Source organism: Petrotoga sp. Shatin.DS.tank11.9.2.9.3 (assembly GCF_003665005.1).
GTDB lineage: Bacteria > Thermotogota > Thermotogae > Petrotogales > Petrotogaceae > Petrotoga > Petrotoga mobilis.
In genome coordinates, this window is record NZ_JGVT01000001.1 from 157,289 (window position 1) to 180,302 (window position 23,014).

Annotated in this window: 17 protein-coding genes; all 17 read left to right on the top strand. The window is 33.9% G+C overall.

The annotated features are described in order from the left end of the window. Positions 1-42 precede the first annotated feature (42 nt). The 17 genes from BZ25_RS00695 to argC all read left to right on the top strand — a co-directional run bounded on the left by BZ25_RS00695 (position 43) and on the right by argC (position 22,968). Positions 43-705, top strand: a complete 663-nt coding sequence (locus BZ25_RS00695) for a methyltransferase domain-containing protein (RefSeq protein WP_121515370.1) — start codon at positions 43-45, stop codon at positions 703-705. 242 nt (positions 706-947) lie between these two features. Next, the gene (locus BZ25_RS00700) at positions 948-1,160 is read left to right on the top strand and encodes a hypothetical protein (RefSeq protein WP_121515371.1); all 213 of its coding nucleotides are present in this window, start codon (positions 948-950) and stop codon (positions 1,158-1,160) included. After that, complete coding sequence (locus tag BZ25_RS00705; RefSeq protein ID WP_370035248.1) at positions 1,157-2,410, top strand: MFS transporter; 1,254 nt, start codon at positions 1,157-1,159, stop codon at positions 2,408-2,410. Before BZ25_RS00700 ends, BZ25_RS00705 begins: the two co-directional genes overlap by 4 nt. A 97-nt stretch (positions 2,411-2,507) precedes the next feature. Beyond that, the gene (mgtE, locus tag BZ25_RS00710; protein WP_121515372.1) at positions 2,508-3,857 is read left to right on the top strand and encodes a magnesium transporter; all 1,350 of its coding nucleotides are present in this window, start codon (positions 2,508-2,510) and stop codon (positions 3,855-3,857) included. A 51-nt stretch (positions 3,858-3,908) separates the two neighbouring features. Further along, a complete protein-coding gene (locus BZ25_RS00715) occupies positions 3,909-4,808 on the top strand; it encodes an HDOD domain-containing protein (protein ID WP_158245208.1) in 900 nt (299 codons plus the stop codon). Next, positions 4,795-5,148 (top strand): 30S ribosome-binding factor RbfA, encoded by a 354-nt coding sequence (rbfA, locus tag BZ25_RS00720; RefSeq protein WP_121515373.1) that lies wholly within the window; start codon positions 4,795-4,797, stop codon positions 5,146-5,148. Before BZ25_RS00715 ends, rbfA begins: the two co-directional genes overlap by 14 nt. After that, positions 5,145-6,062, top strand: coding sequence for a tRNA pseudouridine(55) synthase TruB (gene truB, locus BZ25_RS00725; RefSeq protein ID WP_121515374.1), 918 nt, complete (start codon positions 5,145-5,147; stop codon positions 6,060-6,062). The genes rbfA and truB overlap by 4 nt, the downstream gene beginning before the upstream one ends. Positions 6,063-6,064: 2 nt before the next feature. Continuing rightward, the gene (gene ribF, locus BZ25_RS00730) at positions 6,065-6,955 is read left to right on the top strand and encodes a riboflavin biosynthesis protein RibF (RefSeq protein WP_121515375.1); all 891 of its coding nucleotides are present in this window, start codon (positions 6,065-6,067) and stop codon (positions 6,953-6,955) included. A 17-nt stretch (positions 6,956-6,972) separates the two neighbouring features. Continuing rightward, positions 6,973-8,727: a M3 family oligoendopeptidase gene (locus BZ25_RS00735; RefSeq protein WP_121515376.1), complete on the top strand. Its 1,755-nt coding sequence runs from the start codon at positions 6,973-6,975 to the stop codon at positions 8,725-8,727. 62 nt (positions 8,728-8,789) lie between these two features. After that, entirely contained in the window at positions 8,790-11,450 is a 2,661-nt protein-coding gene (locus BZ25_RS00740; protein WP_121515377.1) for a CBS domain-containing protein, read from the top strand. A gap of 328 nt (positions 11,451-11,778) precedes the next feature. Beyond that, the gene (gene argJ, locus BZ25_RS00745) at positions 11,779-12,975 is read left to right on the top strand and encodes a bifunctional glutamate N-acetyltransferase/amino-acid acetyltransferase ArgJ (protein ID WP_370035250.1); all 1,197 of its coding nucleotides are present in this window, start codon (positions 11,779-11,781) and stop codon (positions 12,973-12,975) included. Continuing rightward, complete coding sequence (gene argB, locus BZ25_RS00750) at positions 12,972-13,871, top strand: acetylglutamate kinase (RefSeq protein ID WP_121515379.1); 900 nt, start codon at positions 12,972-12,974, stop codon at positions 13,869-13,871. The genes argJ and argB overlap by 4 nt, the downstream gene beginning before the upstream one ends. Then, positions 13,858-15,042 (top strand): acetylornithine transaminase, encoded by a 1,185-nt coding sequence (locus BZ25_RS00755; protein WP_121515380.1) that lies wholly within the window; start codon positions 13,858-13,860, stop codon positions 15,040-15,042. Before argB ends, BZ25_RS00755 begins: the two co-directional genes overlap by 14 nt. Before the next feature lies 1 nt (position 15,043). Further along, positions 15,044-16,087 carry a glutamine-hydrolyzing carbamoyl-phosphate synthase small subunit gene (carA, locus tag BZ25_RS00760; RefSeq protein WP_121515381.1) on the top strand — a complete coding sequence of 348 codons (1,044 nt, stop codon included), beginning with the start codon at positions 15,044-15,046 and terminating at the stop codon, positions 16,085-16,087. Positions 16,088-16,112: 25 nt separating this feature from the next. Further along, positions 16,113-20,603: a carbamoyl-phosphate synthase (glutamine-hydrolyzing) large subunit gene (gene carB / locus BZ25_RS00765; protein ID WP_121515382.1), complete on the top strand. Its 4,491-nt coding sequence runs from the start codon at positions 16,113-16,115 to the stop codon at positions 20,601-20,603. After that, positions 20,600-21,925, top strand: coding sequence for an argininosuccinate lyase (gene argH / locus BZ25_RS00770; RefSeq protein WP_121515383.1), 1,326 nt, complete (start codon positions 20,600-20,602; stop codon positions 21,923-21,925). Before carB ends, argH begins: the two co-directional genes overlap by 4 nt. Continuing rightward, a complete protein-coding gene (argC, locus tag BZ25_RS00775; protein ID WP_121515384.1) occupies positions 21,922-22,968 on the top strand; it encodes an N-acetyl-gamma-glutamyl-phosphate reductase in 1,047 nt (348 codons plus the stop codon). Before argH ends, argC begins: the two co-directional genes overlap by 4 nt. The last annotated feature ends 46 nt before the right edge of the window (positions 22,969-23,014 follow it).

The following is a 23,014-nucleotide window of genomic DNA, read 5'->3' on the forward strand; positions in this document are numbered from 1 at the left end:
CAGATAGGTGCAATACACGACTTCTAAAAAGGAGATAGATAAATGTCAAAATATGACAAAAAACGTCTCGCCCGATTATTTGACAATATGACTGATAAAAAGAATACCATAGGTGAACAAATTTCAGGTTCTGGTGAGACTATCCCACAAAAAGCGGGTAGGGTATCTTTTGAAAAACTGGAACTCCTTGGCGAAGATGTGTTACTAGATGTTGGAACAGGCACTGGTGATAAAGCTATTGCTGCTGCTCGTATCTGTCGGCAAGTAATTGGTATTGATATTAGTAGGAAGAGTTTAGAGCAAGCCAGGATAAAGGCTGAACTGGAGAATTTAAACAATGTAATTTTTGCTTATGGCGCATTTGAAGAGCCTTGCGCGGAGCTCAATCTCGCTTTATACAATATTACGAAAATTCTTGCGGTCTATTCATTGCATCATCTACCCGATCAACTCAAGAAAGAGAGTCTGATTACTCTCTCTAACTTTTTGCATAGGCCTGGTCGTATAGTAATCGGCGACATTATTTTTTTTGATGAGCCTAATAAGCATCTTGAAAAATTCGATGAGGTATACTATGACGGTGGTGATACCGATTTTCCTTCCCGAGTAGAATACCTGACCGAATGTTTGAAACAGATAGGAGGTAAAACTCGCATTGAGCAAATTCATCCTTTGGTTGGCGTCATAATAGCGGACTTTGTATAACAGCCTGTTTGAGACACTTCGCTGATTGATTTTTTCTCCAAGAAGTCTAGCAAACTTATTCAAACAATCATAAGAATGAAAGGAAATTAACTATAAGAATTATTGACTGTTTGTTTAAGAATGGCTGCAACCTCGGGCCTAATCGAAGATGATGTAGTAATCGGTTAGCAAGTTGAGTGTGCTAAGTTAGGAAAATGCTTTACAAGCAACGGCCAAACATATTATACGAGGAGGTGATTTTTATGGAAGAAATAATCAAAAGTGCAGAAAAGTACATCGAGGAAAACCCTGAAGTGGATTTAGAAAAGTTGGAGGAATTCTTAAAAGGAATCTACGATGAAAAAGACGTTGATGAGTACTTTGCTCAGATCGGTGAAATTTTATCAGCGATGGAAAATTATTATGAAGATCCTTTAGATTTATTTATTAATGATGATGAAAAAGATAATAAATAAGGGGGAGGACAAAGTTGACAAAAGAAGAAAGAAGTTGGATTTTGTACGATTGGGCGAATTCCGCGTATTCAGTTGCTATAACCACCGCGCTGTTACCAATATTCTTTAAGGATTATGCCGCTGCTCACATGCCAGATTATTTATCGACTGCTTATTGGGGTTATTCATCTACTATAGCAACTTTGATAGTGGCAATTTTGGCACCAATTTTAGGGACATTAGCTGATTATAAGGATTATAAAAAAAGGTTCTTGCTTTTCTTTCTTTTGATGGGTGTTGTGTTTACAGCTTCTTTGTCATTGATTCAAGAAGGACAATGGTTTTTTGCCTTAGTGTTATATGTTTTATCAAGCATAGGATTCTCTGGAGCCAATGTTTTCTACGATTCCTTTTTAACGGATGTAACTTCAAAAGAACGTATGAATTGGGTATCATCTAGCGGTTTTGGATGGGGTTATATAGGTAGTACTATACCATTTTTAATTGGACTTATTTTTATCTTGAATCCTTCATTAATCGGCCTTAAATCTACTACTGCAGCAACAAAGTTGGCATTTGTTATCACTGCAGTGTGGTGGTTTGTTTTTTCAATCCCAATCATGAAAAATGTTAAGCAAACATACTATGTAGAAAAAACGAAAACTCCAATAAAAGATTCTTTTAAAAGGCTCTCGCAATTTTTAAAGAATATGAAAGGCAACAAAAATGTTTTTCTCTTTTTATTGGCATATTTTTTCTATATAGATGGAGTGGATACAATAATAAGGATGTCTTCTTCTTACGGACTTGATGTTGGACTTAACGCCAACGATTTGCTGGTCGCTTTTTTGGTGATACAAATAGTAGCTTTTCCGTTTGCCTTGTTGTATGGAAGATTATCCAAGAGATTTTCTACAAAAAATTTGATATATTTTGCAATTTTTGTCTATACTTTTATCACTGTTTTTGCTTTTTTCTTAGAAACCATTGTCCAATTTTGGATATTAGCTATGTTAGTAGCATCTTCTCAAGGTGGGATTCAAGCTCTTAGCAGGTCACTTTATGGTCGCATGATACCAAAGGATCGATCTGCAGAGTATTTTGGGTTCTACAATATATTTGGAAAATTTTCAGCAATTTTGGGGCCCTTTTTAGTAGGGATCTTCACACAAATTGGGAAGAGTTCTAGATGGGGAGTTGCAAGCTTGCTCTTTTTGTTTATCATTGGAGGAATACTTTTCTATTTTGTAAAAGAGCCTGAAGAAGCGTAAAATTATCGGCTAGAAAGGAGATGCAAATATGGATAGTCACGGTAGTTTCTGTGAATTTCTCGATCTACCACCGTAATGATTGAAAGGAGGAGTAAAATTGAAGGTTGAAGTAAAAGTTGATATAAAAAAATTAATAAACGAAAAGGAGTTTAAACTTCTAAAAGAGTTGTTAAAAGAACAAGAACCCGCAAAAATAGTAGAGATGATTGAAGAATTACCTCACGATGAAAAAATTGTTGTTTTCAGATTTTTGCCTAAAGACACCGCTGCAGAAGTTTTTTCTCAGTTAGAGAAAGATGATCAAATGGAACTACTTTCTCTTTTTAAAGAAGATAAGTTGAAAGAAATAATAGAAAATATGGAACCAGATGATAGAGCTGATCTTTTAGAAGAACTTCCTGCCAACGTAGTAAAGCGCTTACTTGCCCATCTTTCTCCTGAAGAGAGGCAAAACACTGTTATTCTTCTTAATTATCCTGAATATTCTGCAGGAAGGATAATGAACCCTAATTTTTTGGATCTTAAAGAAAATATGACAGTAAACGAAGCGCTTAAACATATTAGAGATGAAGGGAATAAAAAAGAGACCATATACACTTTGTTTGTGATAGATAACACTAGAAAATTGAAGGGGACAGTAGAATTAAAAGATTTGATTTTTTCAGAAGAGAATGAGATTATAAAAAATATAATGAATGAAACCCCAATCTATTCAACGGTTTACGATGATGAGGAAGAAGTTGCAAGGGTCATGCAAGATTATGATCTTTTAGCTATTCCAGTAACAGATAGCGAAAAAAGACTGGTAGGGATAATAACCATTGACGATATTGTAGATGTTTTAGAAGAATCAGCCACAGAAGATATCCAAAAAATGGCAGCAGTAGGAGTAACAGAGACTTCTTATTTTCATACTTCGATTTGGGAACTTGTAAAAAGTAGAGTAATTTGGCTTGGTGCTTTACTACTTTTTGAGAGTATTGCTGTTTTTGTAATTGAAGGATTTTCAGACGTTCTACAGAAAATTACTGTATTAGCAGCATTTATGCCGACCATTAACGCCATAGGCGGAAATACTGGAAGTCAAATGTCTGCTATAGTAATTAGATCAATGGCAGTTGGAGATATTGAAGAGGATGATTTTAAAAAGGTTTTAGGAAAAGAGTTTTTTTCTGGTATAATTTTAGGTATAATTCTAGGAGTAATCATGTTTTTAAGATCAATAGTCAATACTCGAGAACCCTTAATTATGTTGAGTTTATCTTTATCTATAATTATAGTAGTTATGATTTCAAATCTTTTAGGAGCCATACTACCTTTTCTTGCCAAAAAGATACATTTAGATCCTGCTTTGATCTCTGGACCATTTATTTCTACTTTGATGGATATACTAAGTATGTTTTTTTATTTTTCTATTTCCGCGTTACTTCTTAAAGATTTGTTATGAATAACAAACAACAAAAAAGTGAATTAGAACTTGATGGAAGGAACTGATATAATGAACGAAATGGATATTCAAGAGATCACCAAAAAAATTAAAGAATTACCAACGCCTGATTTTATTGTACAAAGGATTATTAACATAGCCAACGATCCCGAAGCGGATATAAATGACTTGCATAATATGATCGTTCAATCACCTGCTTTAACTGCAAAGATTTTAAGATTATCTAATTCTGCTTATTATGCACTACCAAAGAGAGTAACGAAACTTACGCAAGCGATAAATCTGCTTGGTTTCAAAACGGTTAGAAATTTAGCTTTAAGTATTTTTACTGTCGAGAATTATTTTTCCCAAGATATACCTTTTTTCAATACACAGCATTTTTGGGTTCATTTGATCTCAACTGGCGTCGCCTCAGAACTTTTAGCAAAATATCTTAATTCCCCAGATAAAGAAGAAGCCTTTATGTGTGGTGTTCTGCATGATCTTAGTAAGGTAGTGATGGCACATATTATGCCGGATGTTTTTGAGATGGTCATTAAAGTTGCTCAACACGAAAAAATTTCTTTTTTTCAGGCGGAAAATTTGTTATCAACTTATTCGCATCAACAGATTGGAAGGAAGCTTTTTGAAAATTGGAATATGTCAGACTTAGTCATAGAAACTGCTACATACCATGATAATCCTTTGGAGTCTAGTAATGAAGAAGCAAAAAAATTATTGTATATTGTAAATGTTGCGAATATAACTACTAATTTATATTTTTACGGCTATTCAGGATGCTTCGATATTCCTGAGGTTGATTTAAAAATTTGGAACTTTTTGGGATTAAATTATAATAAGTATGCCAGTTATTTTGAAGAATTCAAAGATATAATTAAAAGGTCCCCTGAATTTACTAACATGAAAGAAGTGTTCGATGATCTGGAGGTGACATCTGATGGCTCAGTATAGAAGAGAAATGCTTGAGTCTGAAATGAAAAAATTAATTACCGAAGGCTTTTCTCAATTAAAGGATCCTAGATTAAAAGACAAATTTATTGACATAAATATGGTACGTTTATCAAAAGATAAATCTTATTTAGATGTATATGTTTCATCTCTTGATGAAGATATTGATACCATCATTAATATTCTAAACAACGCAAAGGGTATGTTTAGAACTCTTATCGCAAAAAATATTAAAATGTTCAAGGTTCCCGAGGTAAGGTTTCATAAAGACGAAGGTATTGAAGCAAGTATTAGAATAAATAAACTAATAGAGAAAATAGAGAAAAACGAGGAAGGGAAATGAAAAGTGGTTTTTTAGTAATCAACAAGCCAAAGGGTATTACTTCTCATGATGTAATCAATATTCTTAGAAAAAAGTTTGGCTTACTGAAAATTGGTCATGCTGGAACTCTAGATCCTTTTGCTACGGGAGTACTAGTTGTAGGAGTAAATAAAGCTACAAAATTGTTAGAATTTTTTCAAAACGAAAAAAAGACATACTATGTAAAAGCTGAATTGGGAATCATCACAGATACTTTTGATATAGAAGGGAAAATACAGGAAAAGAACGAAGTTACTCAGCAACACATCTCTAATTTGAAAGACATATGTTTTTCTTTTGTGGGGGAATATCTACAAGTTCCTCCTGCCTATTCAGCCAAAAAATATAAAGGTAAAAAGCTTTATGAATATGCCCGTGAAGGTAAAATAATTAATCTTCCTCCAAAAAAAGTAAAAATAAATCAAATTGAAAATTTTTCACAAGAGGACCGAGAATTTAGTTTCTTTGTAGAAGTAAGTTCGGGAACTTATATAAGATCATTGATCATGGATATAGGATATGCTTTAGGATGTGGAGCCGTTACCAAAGAACTTTGTAGAGTGAAAAGTGGTAAGTTTGAATTAAAAGATAGCATTTTGTTAGAAGAGGTTTCACTGGAAAAAATGTTAAAAATGGATGAGGCTTTAGATCTTCCTTACGTTAAGATTAATAACGGGCAACTAGTCATTAAAGGGCAGCAAATTTATAAAGATAATGTTTTAGAATTTTCTAATTTCAATAAAAATGATTACGTTAAAATATACGACGAAAAAGAATTTTTTTTAGGAATAGGTAGGGCTGAAAAAAAATCGACATTTTTAAGAACCCTTCTTAAAGAAGAAGAAAGGAACGATAGGATAGTAAAAATATATAAAATTCTGTACGAGGTGACATAAAATTGTATGCACTCACAATTGGGATCTTTGATGGTGTACACAAGGGCCATCAGTATATATTGAAAAACACTCTCCAACTCGCGAATAACTTAAGGTTTGAACCCTTGGTTTTGATGTTCAGATACCCTCCTGAAAAGCATCTAGGAGGGTTTGAAGGTCTCATTCTACCTAGTTGGCGAAGGAAACAAATTTGCGAAGATATGGGATTTAAAGTTGAAGTTAAAGATTTAGAAGAAGTATGGGGATTACCCCATGAACAATATCTTGAGGAATTGATGAAAAAGGGAGTAAAAGCAATAGTTTGTGGTGAAGATTTTACTTTTGGGAAAAATGCATTAGGCAATGTAGAATATTTACAAGCTGTTAGTCAAAGCAAAGGATTAGTAGTCAAAGTGCTGAAAGATTTAAAAAGTCAAGGAAACAGGGTTAGTTCTTCAGCTATAAAAAGAGAGTTAAAATTAGGTAATATTAAGACAGCAAATGGAATGCTTGGAAGGCCATGGACTCTTGAAGGTACAGTCTATGAAGATAGACATGTAGGATTTAAGCTTGGATTTCCAACTGCAAATATTAACGTTTGGGAAAAAGAGGAGATCTTATTGCCAAAATTTGGTGTTTACATTGTGAAAGGATATGTAAGAGGTCGATCGGGTTTTTTGTGGGGCCTAATGAACGTTGGCTTAAGACCAACTTTTGATGAATACAAAAAGACTCCAAAAGTTGAAGTTTATTTTTTGGATTTTTTTGGTGATCTATATGGTGATTATATAGTTTTAGAAGTAATAGATTTTTTACGAGATGAAGTAAAATTTGATAATGAACAAGAATTAATTGGCGCTATGGAAAAAGATGAAGACCAAGCTAGAAAGATCATACAGAAGCATTATATATAGAAGGGAGATGAAACGTTTTGTCTAGATGGGATTTAACATTTTTTTATTCCTCACCCGAAGACTCACAAATTAAAGAAGATTTCGAAGAAAGCTTAAGGCAAATCAAAAAATTATATCAACAGTACTATGACAAACTGTCGAACCCTTCGCTGACTCCCCACGAATTGAAGAACTTTTTCCAAGAGTTTGAGAAAGTTTTAAAAATGCATAATTTTACTTACCAGTATTGTCACTTGCTTTATGATTCCAACACCCAAGACGAAACTGCTCAAAAACTCTATGCGATGGCTAAAGATTACGATTCAAAAATAGAAATGGAATCATCATTTTGGAAGCCGAGGTTATTGAAGCAAAATGAAAAAAAGCTTAACGAATTGATGTATGCCGAGGAATTGAAAGATTATACCCATGTGCTTCAAAAGCTTATTAAATCAAAGAGCCATATATTGAGTGAAGATGCTGAAAAGGTGTTAGCCGCTATGTACAACTCATCACGGGGAGGCTTTGAAGAATTATATGGTCGGTTAACAAGTTCTTATACTTTCAAGTTAGAGATCGATGGTGAACTTAAAGAATTAACCGATCCGCAAGTAAGGAGTTTAAGAAGAAAACCTGATGTAAATTTAAGACGACAAGCAATGAAAGAATTCTTTAAAAAGTACGACGGAGATAGCCTCCTATTCGAAAAAATATACAATTCTATCGTAAAAAATTACGACACAGAGGCTAGTTTGAGGAATTACAAAGAGCCGATTTCTATGAGAAACTTTAACAACGAAGTTGAAGATGAAATTGTGGAAACCGTTATAAAGGTCACAACTGACAGGACACCTATGGTTCACCAATATTACAGATGGAAAGGTAAAAGGTTAGGGATAGAGCAAACTCTTGCCGATATCTATGCGCCTTTGGCAAAAGTACAAAAAGAATATACTTTTGAAGAGGCACAGAAGATTGTTTTAGATTCGTATTACGAGTTCGATGAAGAAATTGGAGAAATTGCAGAGTCTTTCTTTAAAGAAAAAAGAATAGATTCTGAAATAAGAAAAGGTAAAAGAGGTGGAGCATACACATCTTACGCACTTCCTAATAGAAAACCTTTTATTTTGTTAAATTTTACAGGAACTCTTGCCGATGTGAGCACTTTAGCACATGAGTTGGGACATGGGATACATGGGACTTTAGCCTCAGACCAAAACATTTGGAATTATCACCCTCCTTTAACGATGGCAGAAGTTGCATCTGTGTTTGGTGAGATGTTGGTGATTGATAAAATACTACCCACCCTTTCAGAAGCGGAAAGAACGGCTTACCTGTCATCGAATGTTGAAGGAATGTTTTCGACGATGTTCAGACAAAATATGATTGCTAGATTTGAAATATCATCTCACAATTTGATAGAACAAAATGGAAGTGCTAATTGGAAAGAACTTGCAGAACTGTATAAGAAAGAATTAGAAATTATGTTTGGTGATTCAGTAATAATACCACAAGAGTATTATTATGAATGGGCAAGCATACCTCATATCTTTAGAACACCTTTTTACGTTTATGCATACAATTTTGCTAATTTATTAGTTATAGCTTTATACCAACAATACAAAGTCGAAGGAAAATCTTTTGCACCAAAATACAAAGAGTTGCTTAGAAGTGGTGCAAAAGATTCCCCGAAAGAATTGTTGAAAAAAATTGGGATTGATATCTCAAACCAAGATTTTTGGGAAAAAGGTTTCGAGTTTATAGAAAGGGAATTTATCAATAAATTAGATTGAAGTAAAATAGAGACATTCAACACATTTTTAAATAATGTATTTAATCCGAGGGAGAATTTATCTTGGTTCCTAAAATTATAATAACTACGCATAAAAATGCCGATTTTGATGGGTTTGCCGGATGTGTGGCTGCATCATTAATATATGAAGACTCTATTATTGTGCTCGAAGGAGAGCCTCAGCAAAATCTTAAGGAATTTTTGAATATATACGATATTCCATACGAAAAAGAGAATAATTTTATAAAAGAGTATCAAGAAGAAATAAAAAACCGCAATTTCGAAAAAGTTGTGATTGTGGATACTGCTGATATCAATAGAATCCCTGATTTTATAAAATCGCTCGTTGAACAGGGAACAGAAGTTGATATATATGATCATCATCCGGAGTTAAAGGAGCAAAATATCACAGGTAATAATTATTCTAAAGAAGTAGGAAGCGCCACAACGTTAATTGTTCAAAAATTATTAGAAACCAAAATAGTTCTTCCTGATACCTATGAAACTCTTTTTTTAATAGCAATCCATGAAGATACTGGAAACTATGTTTATTCTACAACGACGCCTCTAGATCATCAAATTTCTGCAGAGCTATTAAAAGGCGGTGCTAGGATAGAAGAGGTAGAAGAGTTTGTTTCGTTAGAAATGACAAAAGAGCAAAAAGAACTTTTTGACAAACTCTATAACAATGTACAAGAGCTTACCTTGGAGGAAGTAACAATACAGATTACTTATTCTGAGATCGACAAATTTATAGGTGGGTTAAACGTTATAACCCACAAATTGTTTGAGACTCTAACTCCAGATGTTTTGTTTGTTGTTGTAAAAATGGGTAAAAGCATTCATATAGTTGCAAGATCAAGGATTGAAGAAATAGACTTAAATAAAATACTATCTGAATTTGGCGGTGGAGGTCATAAAAAAGCTGGTTCAGCCAAAACAAAAGCTCTTGGGATACAAGAGGTCATTAACAAGATTAAAAAAGAGTTAAAATCTTCTTTTGTCCCAGTTTTAAAAGCAAAGCATATTATGTCATCTCCCGTCAGAACCATATTATCATTTGAAACAGTGGAAATAGCTCATGAATTGATGTTTCAAACAGGGCATTCAGGCCTTCCTGTAATATCTGACGATAAATTAGTGGGTATTGTAACTAAAAAAGACATAGAAAAAGCAATGAAACATGGTTTAAAAAATGCCCCTGTTAAAGCTATAATGAGCACTAACTTAAAGGTTGTTGATGTAGAAACTTCGTTGACTCAAGTAAGAAGGATCATGGCAGAAGCAGACATTGGAAGGATTCCCGTTTTAAAAGATGGAATACTTGTTGGCATAATAACTAGAACTGATCTTTTAAGGGCTACTAACGGGGTTTTTAATTTTTCACTTAGCCCAATATTAGAAGAAAAGTATAAATCGCAAAATCTAAAAGAAGAAATGGAAAAAATTCTACCGATATCTATTCTTAATCTTCTAAAACTTATTGGCTTGTATGGCAATGAGCTAGGGTTAAACGTCTATATAGTAGGAGGATTTGTCAGGGATCTTTTGTTAGCGATTCGCTCAAAATCAAACGGTTCGAAAAAGGCCATACCTTACGACTTAGATGTGGTAGTAGAAGGAGATGGCTTATTATTTGGAAGATACGTTGCTAAACAATTAAGGGCAAAATATGTTGAACACCCCAAATTTCACACCTGCTCAATTTTTTATAGAAATGGGGAAAATAAGATAATAAGGATTGATATTGCAACTGCCCGAACAGAATATTACGAAGAAGCAGGAGAACTTCCCAAGGTTGAATTATCAACTATTAAAAAAGATTTATATAGAAGGGATTTCTCTATAAACGCCATGGCCATAAAAATTAATTCGGGTTCCTTTGGAATACTGATGGATTTTTTTAATTGTAAAAAAGATCTTGAAGAAGGCAAGATAAGAATACTTTATCCCCTCTCTTTTATCGAAGATCCTACTAGAATATTGAGAGCTATAAGGTTTGAACAAAGATTTGGTTTTGAAATTGAGCCTAACACCTTAACAAAATTAGAAGAAGCTGTAGAAAATGGATATTTAGAAAAAGTCACTGGAATGAGGATAAGAGAGGAATTAGAAAAAATACTAGAAGAGCCCCAACCTATGAAAGCAATAAAAAGAATGGGTAAACTGAAAATTATTCTTCACTTGTTCGAAAAAACTTACTACTCTCCTACACTAGAAAAAGATTTAGAAAAACTTTTTGATGTTAGGGAATACTTTAAGGCAAACTTACCAAATTATTTGAATAAAGTCAGACTATTCCACATAGTATTATGCGTTCTACTGCAATACACTCCAGAAGAATCTCTAAAGAAAATTACTGAAAGATATGGACTACCGAAAGATTTTATTAAGAATTTAATGCAAGTAAAAAACGTATTTAATGAAATTTCTATAGATTTAAATGACAAAGAAAAAACCTCAAAATTGTCTTATTTCTATGAAAAAACCTACGGTTTTCAAAATGAACAATTAATTTTTTTAGCTGTAAAACTTCCAGAAGAATTATTAGCAAAATACTATGAATATTTAAGAAAAATTGAGAAACTAAAACTCTCCATCACGGGGAAAGATTTATTAAAGAAAGGCTATGAAGGCGTTCAAATTAAAACAAAATTGGAAGAAATAAAGAAAAAACTCTTGAATGGCGAAATACAACCTGGCGAAGAAAAAAATTTGATATAAATTTGACAACTCAATTTTTTTATGTTATAATCCCTAAAATTTAACGGAAGGAGTTTTTTGAATTTATGACTAATTGTGAAAAAAATTTCATTTATTATAATCAAATGAATTTAAATAACGATAGGAGGCGCCCATGTAGCCGGTGGATCATAAGCACCGGTAATGGGTGCTTATGAGGTTGGAGATAGTTATTCTCCTAATTTAGTTTTAATCCATGCGGCTACATCTTTTAAGATGTGGCCGTTTTTTTTTAGAATTTCTAAAGTCAGTGAGTCAAAAAATAGAGGGAGGTTAGTTTATGGAAAGTACAGAATTTATGCAAGAAGATATTGTTTTACCTTTGGGTTTTAAAGTCTGGGGAATTCATTGTGGAATCAAGAAGTCCAAAAAAGATTTAGGATTGATATACTCAGAAAAAAAGGCTAATGCATCAGCTGTTTTCACAACGAACAAAGTTAAAGCAGCTCCGGTTCTTTTGAGTATGGAGAATATTAAGAATAATGAAATACAAGCTGTTATTGTGAACAGTGGTAACGCAAATGCTTGCACCGGTGTAAAAGGATATTCAGATGCAATAAGTATGGCAGAAAAAACCGCTCAGATCTTAAATTTAAAGTCAGAAGATGTGTTTGTAAGTTCAACAGGTGTTATAGGCGTTCCATTGCCAATCGAAAAAATTTTAAACGGCATAGAATCATTTGAAAAAAATATTGATTTAGCAAATGATGATCTTTTAAGTTTCGCACAGGCGATAATGACTACAGATACCTTCCCAAAAATTTATTCCACCCAAGTTGTGATTGGTGGTAAAAAGATCACAATAACCGGGGTTGCCAAAGGTTCAGGTATGATTCATCCCAATATGGCTACAATGTTATCTTTCCTCATGACAGATGCAATCATTTCTAAATCTGCTTTGAATAAGGCCTTAAAGCACTCTGTAGATAATTCTTTTAATTTAATAACGGTTGATGGTGACACAAGTACCAACGATACGGTGCTTATTCTGGCAAATAAGCAAGCAAAAAATGAAGAAATTACAGAAGATTCTTCTGAATACAATTTATTTCAAAAAGCCCTTTATGAAGTAGTTGAAAATTTAGCTAAAAAAATCGTTATGGATGGGGAAGGAGCTACTAAATTTTTCGAGGTGGAAGTAAAAAATGCCAAGAGGAAAGAAGATGCTAAATTGATCTCAAGGTCCATAGCCAAGTCTAATTTAGTCAAAACAGCAATTCATGGAGAGGATGCTAATTGGGGAAGGGTATTAGCAGCCGCTGGTTATTCAGGGGCAGACTTTGATCCTGATAAGATAGATGTCTGGTTTCAAAGTTCTGCAGGAAAGATTCAACTTTGTCAAGATGGTCATTTTATAGATTTTAACGAAGTTAAAGCAAAAGAAATTCTAGGTAAGAAAGAATTAAAAATTATTGTAGATTTAAAAGATGGTGAAGAGAGTGCCATGTCTTGGGGCTGTGATCTTACTTCCAAATATGTAGAAATAAATGGAGGGTACAGAACATGATAAAAGTTGAAAAGTTCTCTGATGAGATATCTAAAGCAGAAGTTTTGGCTGAAGCATTACCCTACATAAAAAAATTTGCGGGAAGTATAGCTGTTATTAAGTTTGGTGGTAACGCTATGAAAGATCCACAAATTAAATCGATGGTCGCAGAAGATATCGTACTTATGAAATATGTTGGGTTGAATCCTGTTATCGTTCATGGTGGGGGACCCGATATCAATAAAATGCTTGCAAATTTGAATATAGAAACAAAATTTGTAAATGGATTAAGGGTAACTGATGAAAAGGTTATGGAAGTGGTTGAGATGGTGTTGGTAGGTAAGATAAATAAAGAGATTACATCGTTGATAAATAAAACTGGGGGAAAGGCTGTTGGATTAAGTGGGAAAGATGCAAATTTATTGTTGGCAGAAAAAGATTTGTCCCAAGGGGATTTGGGTTACGTTGGTAAGGTAGTGAATGTAAATAGGGAAGTAATTTTGAATTTAATTGAAAAAGATTATATCCCTGTCATCGCACCTTGTGCAATTGGAAGAGATTGGAAAACTTATAACGTTAATGCCGACATAGCGGCAGGTAAGATTGCTTCCTCTTTGAACGCGGATAAATTTGTTTTATTGACTGATGTGGAAGGCGTTTTAAAAAACAAAGAAGATGAAGAAAGTGTGATTTCAAGACTGTCATATCGAGAAGCAAAAGACTTATTGAATTCTCAATTTATCACTGGCGGTATGATTCCTAAGTTAAAATGTTGTATCCAAGCCTTAGAAGATGGAGTAAAAAGGGCACATATAATAGATGGAAGAATTCCCCATGCCTTACTTTTAGAAATCTACACAGACAAAGGTGTGGGAACAATGATAGCGAAGGAGGTATACGATAATGATAATCTCTGAAGATAAAAAGTATGTAATGAATACTTACTCAAGATTTCCAATAACTTTGGTACAAGGGAAAGGTACAAAGGTGTGGGATGAAAACGGTAAAGAATACTTAGATTTTGTTGCTGGGATCGCTGTCAATGTTTTGGGCCATTCTCACCCCGTAATTGTAGAAGCAGTGAAATCTCAAGTTGACAAATTAGTTCATGTTTCTAACCTCTATTGGAATGGTAATCAAGTACAGTTAGCCAAGATGATTTGTGAAAAATCTTTTGGGAAAAGTGCCTTTTTTTGCAACAGTGGAACAGAAGCGAACGAAGCTGCGATTAAGTTAGCAAGAAAATATGGAAACACTAAATACAATGGGCGAAGATACAAAATTATCACGGCAAAGAACTCATTTCATGGAAGAACCTACGGTGCATTGACGGCAACAGCCCAGCCAAAATATCACAAGAACTTCGAACCTCTATTGGAAGGATTTGAAAGCGTAGAGTACAACGATATAAATTCACTAAAGTCGGCTGTTGATAAAAATACATGTGCTGTAATGTTGGAGGTTATCCAAGGTGAAGGGGGAATAAACGAAGCAAAAAATGAATATCTTCAACAAGTTAGAAAACTTTGTGATGAGAACGACCTTCTTTTGATTTTTGACGAAGTCCAAACAGGGATAGGAAGAACTGGAAAACTTTTTGCCTATGAACATTCTGGAGTGGTACCCGATGTGATGACCCTTGCAAAAGCCTTAGGTGGTGGTTTCCCTATCGGTGTGCTTGTTGTGAATGAAAAAGCTGACGTATTTACACCGGGGGATCATGGATCAACATTTGGTGGGAACCCGTTAGCCTGTGCAGTTGGCATGGCTGTGATGAAAAACGTTGCACAAGAATCTTTTCTGAATATGGTGAAAGAAAATGGTGAATTTTTCAAAAATCAATTATTAGCAATGAAGGAAAAACATTCAATAATTGACAAAGTTAAGGGAAAAGGTTTGATGATCGGAGTCAAGTTAGACATAGAAGATGGCAGTGATATAGTAAAAAAAGCTATGGAAAAAGGACTTTTGATAAATCTTTTAAACCACAATGTTTTAAGATTCGTCCCTCCTCTTATAATCACAAAAGAGGAGATAGCCAAGGGTATGAATATTCTCGAAGAAGTTTTTGTAGAAAAGGGGTATTAAGATGAAAGGATTTATAAAGTTAAACGATTCTACCATTTTTGAAGGAGAAATTATAAGTAAAAAAGATTTTGGACAAGGCGAAGTTGTATTTAACACGTCTATGACTGGATACGAGGAATCAATAACGGATCCGTCTTATGCAGGAGAAATACTGGTAATGACCTATCCATTGATAGGAAATTATGGTGTAAATTTAGAGAATTTACAGTCAAAAAGATCCACCATCAAAGGTTTGATAGTTAAAGATTACTGTCAATTTCCCTCTCATCACACATCTCAGTATTCACTTTTAGATTATTTAGACCAACATGAAGTACCTATTTTAAGTAAAGTAGATACAAGGGCCCTTACGAAAAAGTTAAGAATAGAAGGTAGTATGAATGGTGTGATAACCACTGAGAAGGATTTTGAAGTTCCAACTTCCATTCAGAACTTACTTGATAGTGTTTCAACAAAGGAAATTTATAGACTTCCAGGGAACGGTCCAAAAGTAGCATTGATAGATTTAGGAGTTAAGAAAAATATAGTGAACCAGCTTAAATCTGAAGGATACGATATTTATGTTTTTCCATATAACAGTACTAAAAATGATGTAGTAAAGGTTCAACCCGATTTAGTATTATTCTCCAACGGTCCAGGTGATCCAAAAAAGGCAAAAGAAGCAATACTTTTAGCTAAAGAGTTTATAGGTGAAAAACCACTTTTTGGAATTTGTTTGGGTCATCAAATAATCTCTTTGGCGTTAGGTTTTAACACTGTAAAAATGAAATTTGGTCATAGAGGTACCAACCATCCTGTGAAGAATTTGTTGAACAATAAATGTTATATCACTTCTCAAAACCACGGTTACACGGTTGAAAAAGATTCAGTGAAAAACAAAGATGTAATAATCACCTACATCAATTTGAATGATCAAAGTATCGAGGGAATTATGCATAAAAAGTATCCCATTTTTACTGTCCAATTTCATCCAGAAGGTGGGCCTGGGGTTCACGATACAACTTTTATTTTTAGAAAAATCAAAGATTTGATCAATAGAAACTAAGAACATACTTCCGGGGAGGTCAACAATGTCAAAAAAACGTGAGATAAAAAGTGTTTTAGTTATAGGTTCTGGACCAATAATAATAGGTCAAGCTGCAGAATTTGATTATTCAGGGACCCAAGCTTGTAAATCTTTAAAAGAAGAAGGATGTAAAGTAATATTAGTAAACAACAATCCTGCAACTATTATGACTGATACAGAAATAGCAGATGTAGTTTATATGGAAAACCTTGAAATGGATACTTTAATTTCCATTATAGAAAAAGAAAAACCCGATGGGGTTTTAGGAACACTGGGAGGACAAACCGCCTTAAATCTAATTATCCAATTAAAGGATAGTGGAATTATCGATAAATACGATATTCAAGAATTGGGAACATCGGTTGAATCCATAAAAATAGCAGAAAGTAGAGAATTATTTAAAAGAAAAATGCAAGAAATTGAAGAACCTATCGCTGAAAGCCTCACTGTATCGACAGTATCTGAAGCCATAAACTTTGCTAACAAAGTTGGGTATCCTTTGATAATACGCCCAGCATACACTTTAGGAGGAACAGGTGGTGGATTTGCTTACAACGAAGAGGAGTTAATAGAATTTGTGGAGAATGGACTGAAAAAGAGTATGATGAAAGAAGTCTTAATAGAAAGATCGTTATTGGGTTGGAAAGAGATCGAATACGAGTTAGTTAGAGATTCTTTTGATAATTGCATCACCGTATGTAATATGGAAAATTTTGATCCTGTAGGAATCCACACCGGAGATAGTATAGTTGTTGCACCTTCTCAAACGTTGACAGATCAAGAACATCAAATGTTAAGGGACTCATCCATTAAGATAATAAAAGCTTTAAAGATAGAAGGTGCTTGCAATATTCAGTTTGCCCTCAATCCTTATAACGAAGAATATCGAGTTATTGAAGTGAATCCTCGTTTGAGTAGATCCAGTGCCTTAGCGTCCAAAGCAACAGGGTATCCCATAGCAAAAATTGCTACAAAAATCGCGTTAGGATTTTCTTTGGATGAGATAAAAAATCCTGTTACTGGAAAAACAACAGCTTTTTTTGAACCATCTTTAGATTATGTTGTAACAAAGATTCCCCGCTGGCCTTTTGATAAGTTTTATCAAGCTGATAGAAAGATAGGTACTCAAATGAAATCTACTGGTGAAACGATGGCACTTGGGCGTACCTTTGAAAGTTCTTTATTAAAGGCAGTACGCTCACTTGATATGAAAATTAAGGGCTTGAGAATTAAAGAGGTTCAAAAAGAGAGCGATGAAGAATTAGTAGAACATTTACAAATTCCAAACGAAAAAAGATTTTTTCATATTGCTGAAGCGCTGAGAAGAGGTTATAAGGTTTTTGATATTCATAAATTCACTTATATAGATAACTGGTTTTTAGAAAAAATAAAAAACATCGTCGATTTTGAAAATACTATTAGATTCTCCCAATTGAATTACGACCTTTTACTTAAAGCAAAGGGTCTTGGCTTTTCAGATCAAGAAATATCTGAATTAAAAGGTTTACCAGAAGATGAAGTTAGAGAATTGAGAAAAACCTATGCTATTACTCCGTCATACAAAATGGTAGACACATGCGCAGCAGAGTTTGATTCAGTAACACAATACCTGTACTCAACTTATGGTGAAGAGGACGAAATAGAGGTTCACAAGGACATAAAAAAAGTCATAGTTATAGGTGGAGGACCGATAAGGATCGGACAAGGGGTGGAGTTTGATTATTGTACAGTTAAAGCTCTATGGGCATTAAAAGAAAAAGGTATCAAATCAATCATCATAAACAACAATCCTGAAACCGTCAGTACAGATTTTGATACAGGTGATAGATTGTACTTCGAACCCCTTACTCAAGAAGATATTTTGAATATCATAGAAAAAGAAGATCCAATGGGAACAATGGTCATGTTTGGAGGGCAAACAGCTTTAAATCTAAGCGAAGAACTTGAAAGACATGGAATCAAGATCTTGGGAACATCATATGAGGATATTGACTTGTGTGAAGATAGAAAACGATTTTCGCTGTTGTTGAAAAAGTTAGGGATCAACCATCCTCGTGGTGGGTACGTTACTTCATTTGATGAAGCTAGAGAAATTGCTAAGCGTTTAGGGTTTCCTCTTTTAGTTAGACCCTCTTATGTGATAGGAGGACAATCTATTGAAAAGGTTAATTCCGAAGATGAATTATTCGAGTACTTATCACATGCTTTAGACTTATCACCCAATAGACCAGTTCTAATAGATGAATATATAGAAGGGATAGAAGCTGAAGTTGATGCCGTCTCTGATGGAGAAAATGTATTAATTCCTGGAATTATGGAACATATTGAAAAAGCGGGAATTCATTCAGGTGATAGTTTTGCTGTATTTCCTGCCAAAAGCTTGTCAGAATTAGAAGAGAAAGAAATCGTGAGATACGTTGAAAAAATATCCAAAGCGGTGAAAGTTAAGGGTTTAATAAACATTCAATTTATCGTGAAAGAGGGAAAAGTTTACGTTATTGAAGTGAATCCTAGGGCTTCAAGAACGGTTCCAATAATCAGTAAAGTAACAGGAATTCCAATGATAAAACTCTCAGTTGAAATTGCATTAGGTAATAACTTGAAAGAACTTGGGTATTATGAACCTTTTTATCTAAAAATCCCATATACGGTGGTTAAAGCGCCAATATTTTCATTAGAAAAATTGCCAGGTGTTGAAGTTGCCTTAGGTGCAGAGATGAAATCTACAGGGGAAACTCTTGGCATCGATTTCGACTATCATAATGCGATGTATAAGGCTTTTAAAAGTGCTCATTTGGATGTTCCTTCTACTGGTAATGTACTATTATCATTTCCAGAAAAAGAAGTGAGTGGAAGTAAAAGTTTTGTTAAATATCTTCAAAGCTGTGGATACGAATTGTGGGGAACTACTGGGACAGCAGAAGCCTTCAAATTGATGGATATTACAATAAAAGAGATAGATCACCAAAAATCATTAGAGTTAGTAAAGAAAGGTTATTTTTCAATGGTTATTAATTTACCTACAAAAGGTAAAAACGTATCCAACTTTGGATTCAAATTAAGAAGAACGTCTTTAGAAAACGGCATTCCTCTATTTACAGCATTGGAAACAGCTCAAAAATCAATTGAAGCAACAAAGAATTGCAAAATTGAGAAAAATAATGTACAGTCCTTGAACGAATATGTAGATTATTATCATAATCTACTAAAAAATTTTCAAATATCAAAAAGAGGTGATTTATTTATGAAAACCGGGGAAAAGGTAGTATTGGCATATTCAGGAGGGTTAGATACATCTGTAATCATACCATGGTTAAAAGAAAAGTATGATTGTGAAATTATTGCAGTATGTATTGATGTAGGTCAAGGAGAAGAAACTCATGTTATCGAGAAAAAAGCTCTTTCAAGTGGTGCAAGTAAGGTTTACGTAGAAGATGTTGTGGAAGAATTTGTAACCGATTATATTTTTCCCACCTTAAAAGCTGGAGCAATCTACGAGGGTAAATACTTTTTGGGAACATCCTTTGCAAGACCTCTAATGGCAAAAAAACTAGTTGAGATTGCCCAAAAAGAAGGTGCAAATGTTATTGCTCATGGTTGTACGGGTAAAGGTAACGATCAAGTAAGATTTGAAGTATCTATTAAGGCATTAGATCCTTCTATAAAAATTATTGCTCCTTGGAGAATATGGGAAATTAAGTCTAGGGAGGAAGAAATTGCCTATGCCCAAAAGAAGGGAATTCCAATATCTATAACCAAAGAAAAAATATACAGTGTAGATAAAAATATATGGCATATAAGCCATGAAGGCGGAGATTTAGAGGATCCTTGGAATGAACCTAAAGCTGAGTTATTCGATATGGTTACTCCACCCGAAAAAGCACCCGATGTTGCTGAATATGTAACCATAGAATTTGAAAAAGGGATTCCAGTGAAGATAAACGAAGAAGACCTTTCTCCCGTAGAGTTGATAAAGAAAGCCAATGAAATTGCATCAATAAATGGTGTGGGGATTGCAGATATCGTAGAAAATCGATTAGTTGGAATGAAATCAAGAGGTGTGTATGAAACTCCAGGTGGAACATTACTATATACTGCACACAAAGAACTGGAAAGCTTGGTACTTGACAAAGAAACGTCAAGATTCAAAGATTTAGTGGCACAAAAGTATGCGGATCTTGTTTATAATGGATTGTGGTTCTCTCAGTTGAAGGAGAGTTTAGATGCTTTTGTAGATGAAACACAGAAGGTGGTTACCGGTGTTGTGAAATTGAAACTTTACAAGGGAAATATTATAACTGCAGGATTAAGTTCACCATATTCTTTATACAACGAAGAGTTAGCTACATTTGGAGAAGATAAGATTTATGACCAAAAGGATGCAGAAGGTTTTATAAACTTGTTTGGACTACCTTTGAAGATGAGAGCTTATCAGATGAAGCATTTTGTTGAAAATCAAAAATACGACAAAACGACTGTAGGAGGAGAACAATGAAATTATGGGGAGGTCGGTTTAAAGAAAAAATTGCAGAAGACATGGAAATATTTAATTCGTCAATAAATGTTGATATCAGATTATTGCCCTACGATATAGAAGCGTCATTAGCCCATGCGGAAGGGTTGAAAAAGGCAAAAATTATTTCTGAAGAAGAGTTTGAACAAATTGAAAGGGCGTTAAGAGAAATAAAAGAAGAAAAATTTGAAGAGATTCCAAAGGTAGAAGATGTGCACACATTGGTAGAGCAAATGTTGGTTGAAAAGATAGGGGATGTGGGCAAAAAGATTCATACAGCAAGAAGTAGGAACGATCAAATAGCAACAGATGAAAGGATGTACTTACGAAATGAAATATTCAAAATTATAGATTTATTAGAACAATTGAATGTCGTTTTAGTGGAACTTTCAAAAAAATATAAAAACAAAATTATGCCCGGTTACACACATATGCAAAGAGCTCAACCTATCACATTTTCTCATCATTTGTTGGCTTACGTGGAGATGTTTAAAAGGGATATAGAACGGTTGAAAGATTCTTTAAAAAGAGTGAATGTTTTGGTTTTAGGTTCAGGAGCTTTAGCTGGAACATCATACGATATAGATAGAATGTATGTGGCTTCATTGTTAGACTTTAAAGAGGTTTCACTAAACAGTATTGACGGAGTAAGCGATAGGGATTTCATCGTTGAATTTTTATCAATAGCTTCTTTGATAATGATGCATTTGAGTAGATTTTCTGAGGAGATAGTACTTTGGTCTAGCCAAGAGTTCAATTTTGTTGAACTGAGCGATGAATATTCGACTGGAAGTAGTATAATGCCACAAAAGAAAAATCCAGACTCTGCTGAATTAATCAGGGGTAAAACGGGTAGGGTATATGGAAATTTGCTTAGCCTTTTAACAACTATGAAAGGTTTACCCCTTGCGTATAACAAAGATATGCAAGAAGATAAAGAACCACTGTTTGATACAGTTGATACATTAAAAGTTTGTTTAAAGGTATTTATAGGTATGTTGAAAACGATGCGTGTGAACGAAGAAAAAATGGAAGAGGCTGTAAAATTTGGTTATCTCAATGCAACGGATTTGGCAGATTATTTGGTCAAAAAAGGGATTCCTTTTAGAACCGCTCACGATATAGTTGGAAAATTAGTTGCGTACGCTATAACAAAAAAAGTTTCATTAGAAGAACTGAATATTTCGGAATTTAGAAATTTTTGTCAGTCGATAGATGAGGATGTATATGAAGTTTTAGACATAAAAAATATTCTAAAAAGCCGTAAAACAATTGGGGCAGCAAGATGGGAGGAAAATGTATGAATGTAGGTATACTTGGTGCAACAGGATACACAGGTATTGAATTAATCAGAATTCTTTCTAAACACCCAAATGCTAAGATAACTTATCTGTCATCAAAACACTTTGAATCCCAATTAATTTCGGAAGTTTATCCAGGACTCGACGGATTTTGTGATCTGATATTAGAGGGTGATAATTTCAAAAAAGCTGTTGCTACTTGCGATATCATATTTTCAACTTTACCTCACGAACTAACTTTCGAAATCGGTAAGATGGTAGTGGATGCAGGTAAGAGATTGATAGATCTAGGTTCAGCGTTTCGTTTTGATGACTTTAATGTGTTCAAAAAATGGTATGGTTCAAACGATGACATAGAAAAAATAGAATATGATAAATACAATAAAGCCTATGGATTAACAGAGTTATATAGGGAAAAGATAAAAAACGCTCAAATTATCGGAAATCCTGGTTGTTATCCAACTAGTGTGATTTTGGCACTTGCCCCTGTTTTAAAAAATAGAGTTGTGACTGATAAAAACATAATTATTGACAGTAAATCTGGGGTATCGGGTGCAGGTCATGAACCTAAATTTAGTAACTTATATTCAGAATGTAATGAAAATACTAAACCGTATAACGTCGCTAAACATAGACATATTCCAGAAATAGAGCAGGAGTTATCAAAGATAATGCAAGAAGAGGTAAAAATTGTTTTCACCCCACATCTTGTTCCTATGACAAGAGGAATTTTAAGTACGATTTATTGTAATTTGAAATCAGATATAACCCTAAAAGAAGTCTACGATCTTTACCAAGAATTTTATAAGAACGATTATTTTATAAAAATTCTTAAACCTGGAAAATATCCATCTACTAAAAGTGTTGCTGGCTCTAATTTCTGTCAAATAGGTTTTGAAACGGACGAACATACAAATACTTTAATAATCATGTCCGTGATTGACAATTTAATGAAAGGTGCCAGTGGTCAGGCGGTACAAAATATGAATTTAATGTTTGGACTACCCGAGAATAAAGGACTTGATATAATAAGAATTTTTCCATGAGCTTGATATTTTTTTGAAATTAATGTATAATTAAGAAAAATTTAAG

What these genes read in the sequence shown, in the direction of transcription:
- BZ25_RS00695 (WP_121515370.1), top strand. Translation starts at nt 43, where the DNA reads ATGTCAAAATATGACAAAAAACGTCTCGCCCGATTATTTGACAATATG.
- BZ25_RS00700 (WP_121515371.1), top strand. Translation starts at nt 948, where the DNA reads ATGGAAGAAATAATCAAAAGTGCAGAAAAGTACATCGAGGAAAACCCT.
- BZ25_RS00715 (WP_158245208.1), top strand. Translation starts at nt 3,909, where the DNA reads ATGAACGAAATGGATATTCAAGAGATCACCAAAAAAATTAAAGAATTA.
- rbfA (WP_121515373.1), top strand. Translation starts at nt 4,795, where the DNA reads ATGGCTCAGTATAGAAGAGAAATGCTTGAGTCTGAAATGAAAAAATTA.
- truB (WP_121515374.1), top strand. Translation starts at nt 5,145, where the DNA reads ATGAAAAGTGGTTTTTTAGTAATCAACAAGCCAAAGGGTATTACTTCT.
- argB (WP_121515379.1), top strand. Translation starts at nt 12,972, where the DNA reads ATGATAAAAGTTGAAAAGTTCTCTGATGAGATATCTAAAGCAGAAGTT.
- BZ25_RS00755 (WP_121515380.1), top strand. Translation starts at nt 13,858, where the DNA reads ATGATAATCTCTGAAGATAAAAAGTATGTAATGAATACTTACTCAAGA.
- carA (WP_121515381.1), top strand. Translation starts at nt 15,044, where the DNA reads ATGAAAGGATTTATAAAGTTAAACGATTCTACCATTTTTGAAGGAGAA.
- carB (WP_121515382.1), top strand. Translation starts at nt 16,113, where the DNA reads ATGTCAAAAAAACGTGAGATAAAAAGTGTTTTAGTTATAGGTTCTGGA.
- argH (WP_121515383.1), top strand. Translation starts at nt 20,600, where the DNA reads ATGAAATTATGGGGAGGTCGGTTTAAAGAAAAAATTGCAGAAGACATG.
- argC (WP_121515384.1), top strand. Translation starts at nt 21,922, where the DNA reads ATGAATGTAGGTATACTTGGTGCAACAGGATACACAGGTATTGAATTA.